Source organism: Corallococcus sp. CA041A (assembly GCF_003612075.1).
Lineage (GTDB): Bacteria > Myxococcota > Myxococcia > Myxococcales > Myxococcaceae > Corallococcus > Corallococcus exiguus.
This window is the reverse complement of sequence record NZ_RAWF01000425.1, coordinates 1-4,820: the sequence shown is the minus strand read 5'-3', so window position 1 is coordinate 4,820 and position 4,820 is coordinate 1. Positions and strand designations below refer to the sequence as shown.

Here is a 4,820-nt window from a genome sequence, read left to right as displayed (position 1 = left end):
CCCCCGAGCCCAGCCCGCGCCCCGGCGGATGTCCGACAGTGGAAGTTCCTTCGCGGAGCGTGAAGGAACGGTGCCGCCCAGAGGAGGAACGGCCCGTTTGCCCGGGGCTTCCGTCCTACGCGAGACTCGTGTGCATCCAATGCCTACAGGCCCCCGAGGGGCCCCGCCGGAGCCCTTCTTGGGAATCCCCGATCGCGACTTCCAACTGCTCACGACCTGCGGCGACGAGTCCGAGGCCGCGCTCGTGCGGGCGCTGCTCGAAGCGAACGGCATCCCGTGCCTCGTCCAGGGAGAGCAGCACCGCTCCATGCTGGGCGTGGCCGGGGCCTTCATCGAGCTGCGGGTGCTGATCCCCTCCGGGGAGCTGGAGCGCGCCCGTGAATTGCTCCGGAGCGTGCCGCAGGAGGAGCCCGGCGGGACCGGTCCCACCGCGACGCCGGACCCCGATTCCGAGGAGGCGCACTGCGCGGTGCACGGCCAGCGCGCCACGCGGACCTGTGAGCGGTGCGGCACCTTCCTGTGCGCGAGCTGCGATGGCGCCACCACCGGCGTGTGTGAGGACTGCGCGGACCGCAAGGGTTCGGGCGCCCAGGTCCAGCGCGGCCGGAAGCGCAAGGTCGTCGCATGGCTGATCCTCCTCTTCCTCTTCGGCCCGCCCTTCCTCCTCCTGCTGGCGAGCACCCTCAACGCCCTGCTGAACTGAACCCAGAAGGTGTCTGGCATTGGGCTCTCGTGTTCGCTTCGCCGCCCTGACCCTGGCCCTGGCCACCGCGTGCGCCTCCGCGCTCCCCGTGCCTCGCACGCCCGGGGTGGCTGTCATGCCAACGCGGACAGGCGCTCCCGAGAACGGCCTGCCCTACCGCCTCTTCGTCTCCGGAAAGGCCACCCCGGACCACCCGCACCGGCTGGTGGTGTGGCTGCACCCGACGGGCACGGATGGCCTGACGCTGGTGGAGCCCCTGGCCAACGCCTTCGCCACTCAGGGATACGCGCTGCTGACGTTCCCCCGTGAGCACGCGCAGGGATGGAGCGGCGCGGACGCGAACCGGGTGATGCTCGGCACGCTGCCGGAGGTGGCTCGCGTCCCCGGCGTGGATGCGGAACGGCCCGTGCTGCTGGGATTCAGCGCGGGCGCGCAGATGGCGCTCGAGCTGTGGGCCGCGCGCCCCGACGCCTTTCGCGCGTTGGTGCTGATTGCGGGCGCACCCCGCTTGTCTCGCGGCGATGAATACAACCCGCCCCGGAGCGCCGCGCACGCGAGGGTGCCCCTCCTGTCATTCATCGGAGAGCGGGATGGCAGCGCGCCCCTCTGGCGGACGGCGCTCGAATCCTGGCGTGCCGCCGGGCTGAGGTTGGATTCGCGCGAGGTCCCCGGACAGGGCCACACGTGGTTGCTGGTACGACCCCATGAACAAACGGAGCTGTTTCAATTCCTGGCGGAATTGTCTCGGGGACCCTGACCTTTTGCCGTCAGCCACGCGAGAAATGTCAACCATCCATGGAATACATGGATTTCATGTTGACACCATGCGAAGCCACCGTCGGTTTTCTCATACCAGGAGTCCGACGTGCTTCGACATGCATCACGCTGGGTCACGACATTCGTGCTGGGTTTCACATGGATTCAGGCGGGCTGTGCTCCCGCGGAGCCGCCCACCCAGGAGACACCGGAGGCCGCGTCCGCCGCGCAGCCGCTGCTGGCCGGTGAGCGGTCGCTCCTGGGCACCACCGCGCTTCCGGCCGTGACGGCCGCGGACGACAGCGGCGCGGTGGAGCTGGGTGTTCGCTTCCGCAGCGACGCTCCGGGACGGATCATGGGCGTGCGCTTCTACAAGGGCGCGGGCAACACGGGCACGCACACCGGCAGCCTGTGGACGGCGTCCGGTTCGCTGATGGCCACCGCCACCTTCCAGGACGAGACGGCCTCCGGCTGGCAGGAGGTGCGCTTCGCCTCGCCGGTCACCATCGCCGCCGACACGAACTACGTTGTCTCGTATCACGCGCCCGCGGGGCACTACGCCGTGACGAGCAACGGCTTCGCGTCCGCGCTGGATGCGCCGCCCCTGCACGCCGAGGCGTCCAACAACGGCCTCTATCGCTACGGCACCAGCGGCTTCCCCACCAGCTCGTTCAACGCGAGCAACTACTGGGTGGACGTGGCCTTCCAGGCCAATGACACCACGGCGCCGCGCGCGCCCACCAACGTCACCGCGCTGCCCAGCTCGTCCACCGCCATCGACCTGACCTGGTACGCGTCCGTGGACGGCAGTGGTGAGGTGCAGGGCAACGCCCGCTGGCACCTGGTGTACCGGAACAACGAGCTCATCGCGGAGCTGCCCGGCACCACCGTGCGCTACCGCGACACCGGTCTGACGCCCTCCACCGGGTACAACTACGCCGTGCGCGGCCGTGACGCCGCCGGCAACCTCAGCGCGTCCTCCACGGTCATCAACGCCACCACGCTCCCGAACATGGCCTGCAACCCCTGCAGCCTGTGGAACAGCGTGACGGGCGACCCGCAGTTCGAGAACGCCGACGCCACCCCCACGGAGGTCGGCGTGAAGTTCCGCACCGACGTGGCGGGCACGGTGACGAAGGTCCGTTACTACAAGGGCAGCACCGACACCGGCCCGCACGTGGGCCACCTGTGGAGCGCCTCCGGCACGCTGCTGGCCACCACGGAGACGACGCCCGCGGAGACGGGCTTCGGCTGGCGCGAGCTGTCCTTCTCCACGCCCGTGAGCCTGGCCGCGAACACGACCTACGTCGTGTCGTACTTCGCCACTGGCGGGCGCTACGCCATCACCCCGTACTACTTCAGCACCGCGGGCGTGGACATGCCCCCGCTGCACGCGCCCTCCACCCTGGAGGCCAGCGGCAACGGCGTTCGCAACCTCAACGGCAGCGCATTCCCCACGGAGGCGTGGCTCAACACCAACTTCTGGGTGGACGTGACGTTCGTCCCCTCGGAGCCCAGCGGTCCCGCGACGGTGGACCTGGCCGTGACGCAGTCATTCTCTGACGGCACTGGCGCCAACGGTGACGTGCTCTTCTACGACATCACCGTGACGAACAATGGCCCGGCGACCGCCACCAACGTCGTGCTCGACGTCCCGATCCCCGCGGGCTTGAACTACTTCTTCTACTCGGCGAACGCTCCGCCGGTGAACGGTGGGCACTGCGGGTTCTTCAGTGACCTGCAGTGTGGCGCCCCCACCCTGGCGCCGGGCGCGAGCTTCACCGTCCACGTGGAGGCCATCCCCTTCAGTGCCGGGACGTTCACCAGCCAGGCCACCATCTCCTCTTCGGAGACGGACTTCGTGCCCGGCAACAACACGCACGCGCTGGCCATCCCCGTGGGCCCGTCCACGAACCTCGTCACCTTCGACTCCTTCCCCGGCGCGGATGAGACCTTCAACGGCCCGCACGGCCCCATCCACTTCGGTCTCAACCGCTGGTACATCGCGTCGCCGTGGGGCGGGTTCGACACGAAGAGCATCTCCTTCAACGGAGGTGGTCTCACCCAGGCCAACCTGTCCATCTTCGGCCAGCGCCGCGTCCTGGGCCTGGATGCCTTCACGTGGGACACGGGCGCCACGCTCACCCTGAGCTGCATCGACCTGCCCAGCCTCACCTTCCCGCTGACGGCGGGCCAGGTGACGCACGTGGTGCCCACCTGGACGCAGCCCTGCACGGTCTTCACGCTGACGACGTCCAACGGCTGGGACACGAACTTCGACAACCTGGAGCTGTCGCCCCGGCCCTGAGCACGTGACGCATGGGAGGGCGGGTATGCTTCACGGATGCCCGCCGCTCCCCTGCTCCTGAGTGCAGCGACGTCCCTGTTCGCCACCACGTGGCTCCTCGCGGCGGCGCCATTCTCCGTCGCGGTGGAGCCCTCCGGGTTCACCGTCCAGTCCGACGGCAAGGCAGTGACCATCACGCAGGTGGTGCCAGGAAAGCCGGCCGACCAGGCGAAGCTGACGCCCGGCATGCGCATCCTGCGCATCGAGTCACCGGAGCGGACGTTCGCGCGAGGTCCCATCGAGCAGCTGGGCCAGACGGACCTGCACGACGCGCTCATCGCCACCTGGGATGAACCGCTCCTGCTCTTCGTGGGGAACACGCGCGAGGACGGCCGCTACATCGGCCTCAAGCGCGATGAGCCGCGTCCCGACGAGGAGTTCCCCGGCTTCCCCCTCCCCCCGGAGAAGCGCGCCCGTCTGTCGCTCCTCCAGCAGCAACGGCACGAAGCCCGGCGCCTGCGGGAACTACACCGGACGCCGCGAGAGAAGCCGGGCCTCGAGCTCCGCCACCAGAGCGAGGCCTGGGTGAAGGGCGGCCAGCTGCGGTCCGTCGACGGAGGCGGCTTCACCGGGCTGTGGATCCACCCCGAGCTCACCCTGGACGCGCGGTGTCCCGACCGGCTGGAGAAGGTGGTGCTTAACGGCCCGGGCAAGGGCTTGCCCCGGACGTTCCAGCCCGCCACAGACTCCGCGTCCACCGGGCAGGACTTCACCTTCGACCTGCCGCTGTGGTCCGTCCGTGACCTCACCCGGGCCTGTGCCTCGGGGAAGTCGTCGCTGGCGGTGACGCTGCGCGCGGAGCTGTCGTGCAAGGACGAGCCTGTCCTCCAGCAATCCCTCCCGGTGAAGCTGTCCCTCCTCCGCCCCAGGATTTCTTGAGACACCTATCTGGGGGAATAACCTCCCCCTCGCGAGGTGGATGTGAAGAAGCAACAGAAGCAGGACAGGACGGCGGAGCGCGGTCGGTTCTCGGCGAAGCGGAAGAAGGAGGCTGTGCTCCGATTGCTCAAGGGC

Annotated in this window: 4 protein-coding genes; all 4 read left to right on the top strand. The window is 69.1% G+C overall.

Annotation, left to right across the window (positions count from 1 at the left end):
- Positions 1-178 precede the first annotated feature (178 nt).
- The 4 genes from D7V77_RS40270 (at position 179) to D7V77_RS40255 (ending at position 4,685) form a co-directional block, all read left to right on the top strand.
- Entirely contained in the window at positions 179-703 is a 525-nt protein-coding gene (locus D7V77_RS40270) for a DUF2007 domain-containing protein (protein ID WP_158624582.1), read from the top strand.
- 115 nt (positions 704-818) lie between these two features.
- On the top strand, positions 819-1,460 hold the full coding sequence (locus tag D7V77_RS40265) for a hypothetical protein (RefSeq protein ID WP_147452323.1): 642 nt from the start codon (positions 819-821) through the stop codon (positions 1,458-1,460).
- A gap of 144 nt (positions 1,461-1,604) precedes the next feature.
- Entirely contained in the window at positions 1,605-3,767 is a 2,163-nt protein-coding gene (locus tag D7V77_RS40260) for a DUF4082 domain-containing protein (RefSeq protein WP_233597524.1), read from the top strand.
- A 36-nt stretch (positions 3,768-3,803) separates the two neighbouring features.
- Positions 3,804-4,685 carry a PDZ domain-containing protein gene (locus tag D7V77_RS40255; RefSeq protein ID WP_120581482.1) on the top strand — a complete coding sequence of 294 codons (882 nt, stop codon included), beginning with the start codon at positions 3,804-3,806 and terminating at the stop codon, positions 4,683-4,685.
- Positions 4,686-4,820 lie beyond the last annotated feature (135 nt).

Bases quoted from the DNA above. Each gene is read 5' to 3' on its own strand.
- D7V77_RS40265 (WP_147452323.1), top strand. From the start codon at position 819: ATGCCAACGCGGACAGGCGCTCCCGAGAACGGCCTGCCCTACCGCCTC.
- D7V77_RS40255 (WP_120581482.1), top strand. From the start codon at position 3,804: ATGCCCGCCGCTCCCCTGCTCCTGAGTGCAGCGACGTCCCTGTTCGCC.